Source organism: Mesorhizobium sp. M7A.F.Ca.US.005.03.2.1 (assembly GCF_003997795.1).
GTDB lineage: Bacteria > Pseudomonadota > Alphaproteobacteria > Rhizobiales > Rhizobiaceae > Mesorhizobium > Mesorhizobium ciceri.
The window spans coordinates 1-1,581 of record NZ_RZRP01001136.1; the positions used below are offsets into that span (position 1 = coordinate 1).

The following is a 1,581-nucleotide window of genomic DNA, read 5'->3' on the forward strand; positions in this document are numbered from 1 at the left end:
GGGAAAACATGCCGCCCTGCCTTTCGGCGGCCGGATTATCCACCGTGACAGAAATCAACTCATGCTGCTTTCCAGGCGCATCGCTGACCGCCAAGATCTCGACAATTCCGGTCGCGCCGTTGGCGTGGGCCTGCAAAGCCGCGCGGTCGACATCAGGCGCGTTGACCCGCTCGCAGGCAAACAGGAAGGCGTCCGTGGCTTCGGCTCCGGCCGCGAAAGCGAGCTTGAACGATGCGATGTCGCTCTTGCCGGCCGGGTCGGTGAAAGCGCGCGAAAAACCCAGCATGTCTCCAGCCGAGATGCCGGCATCGACATAGCGTGCATGGTCGGCATCGGCATTGCCCGTACCTAGAACAATGGCGGAAAACCCCTCGTCGCCGTTGCTGTCGCGATAGGCGCGATCACGCGTTCCGAAGACATTGCCGTCCGCGATAGCCTTTGCCGCCACCTGCTCGTCGCCGACCGCCAGCGGTTCGAGATACGTGCCGTCGGCCAGGAAAACACAGCAGTTTTCCGTTCCGAAGGGATGGATGCCGGTCGGGGCCACGACGAAGCCAAGCGCGGCGAGCCGGGCTCGCGCCACCTCAAGGCCCTGCGTTGGCAGCACCAGGTGATCGAGCGGATGAGTGCCAGTGATGGTTCGGGTCATGCAGCCGCGATGTGCATCATTCCGCAAATCGGTTCAAGACTTGATCGCAATCCCGGCCATTTCGCCCCCGCCAGTTCACCGGACGTCGAAAAAGGCACCAGTTGGGACAAAGCCTCGATCAGCTTCCGGCAACGACATCGGCGGAATAGCGCAGTTCGCGCATCGGTTTGACCTTGCTGGTGGTCTGCGCATAGAGCGGGTGCGCCTTGTAGGCGGCCAGCGCGGCGTCATCGGCGAACTCCGCATAGACGACCACGTCGACCTCGTCCGACAGCGGATCCACCTTGGTGTTGAGCGTGACCTCGAACAGGCTGGAATGAGGAATGTTGCCGAGCGCCAGCAAGCCGGTGCGCACAGCCTCGACATCCTCTTTTCGCCGCGCGCTGAAGAAAACGATATGCCGGATCAACCCCGCCTCCTCGATCAAAATGCTGGGGTCTTTTGTGACGGCAGGACGTTGGCGTCAATCGACTAGGATGTCGCGGCTGCCGCCACTGGAGTTAAGCTCTGCCGGTAACATATCGCACAACATGGCTAAGCTCTCTCACTGTTGTGTCGAGATAGCGGCCCTGATTGTACATGCCATCCCAGATCAGGAAAAACGCGATGGCGGCAATGACGATTACATAACGCATGGCTAGATCTATCGCACGAGCAATTCTGCGACCATAGGCGTTTTTTGCGCGCTCGGCCTTTGCTGTGCAAAAAAGCGGATTCTCGCTGGCGCAAGCATTCCGCGTGGCACAGCCCCGCTTGCGGCCTGCCTCTTGAAGTTTCGCCGCATGACGTGGAAGATCGCCGCAGGGATTCACTGGGAAGCGCTAAAGCTCTGGTAAAAGAGCGCGTGTTTCATTCGAGCCCGCCCGTCACTGAGCCGGTCAGCGCCCGGGACCGGCAACGGCGTTCGAAGCTGGCGAATGATCCAAGAGAAC

At 60.7% G+C, this 1,581-nt stretch carries 2 protein-coding genes; both read right to left on the reverse strand.

The window, feature by feature from the left end; all coding sequences use genetic code 11:
- A partial coding sequence (locus EN991_RS35490; protein ID WP_164769634.1) for a VOC family protein occupies positions 1-649 on the reverse strand: 649 nt, incomplete at its 3' end.
- Positions 650-767: 118 nt separating this feature from the next.
- Complete coding sequence (locus tag EN991_RS35495) at positions 768-1,058, reverse strand: Dabb family protein (protein WP_013531473.1); 291 nt, start codon at positions 1,056-1,058, stop codon at positions 768-770.
- Positions 1,059-1,581: the final 523 nt, after the last annotated feature.